Origin of the sequence: Caldisalinibacter kiritimatiensis, from assembly GCF_000387765.1 — a bacterium.
Lineage (GTDB): Bacteria > Bacillota > Clostridia > Tissierellales > Caldisalinibacteraceae > Caldisalinibacter > Caldisalinibacter kiritimatiensis.
In genome coordinates, this window is sequence record NZ_ARZA01000278.1 from 1 (window position 1) to 207 (window position 207).

1 protein-coding gene is annotated in these 207 nt (G+C 28.5%); it reads right to left on the reverse strand.

Annotation, left to right across the window (positions count from 1 at the left end; translation table 11 throughout):
• On the reverse strand, positions 1 to 207 hold a 207-nt coding region (locus L21TH_RS15240; RefSeq protein WP_081627987.1), incomplete at both ends, for a group II intron maturase-specific domain-containing protein.

A 207-nucleotide genomic window follows, 5' to 3' on the forward strand; every position in this document is an offset into this window, starting at 1 on the left:
ACTCGTTTCCATGTCTTCCATATACAAGCTCTAAGTCTTCTCCTTATCCATTCATCCAATCTCTTAAGTTTATTCTTCATATCTGCTAATTTGAAGTAATTAACCCAACCTACTATGATTTCTTTTAACTTCTCAAGTCTATGTTTGAAATTCATACTAATATTTCTATTAGTGACTTTTCTAATTTTATTTTTAAGTCTTTCATAG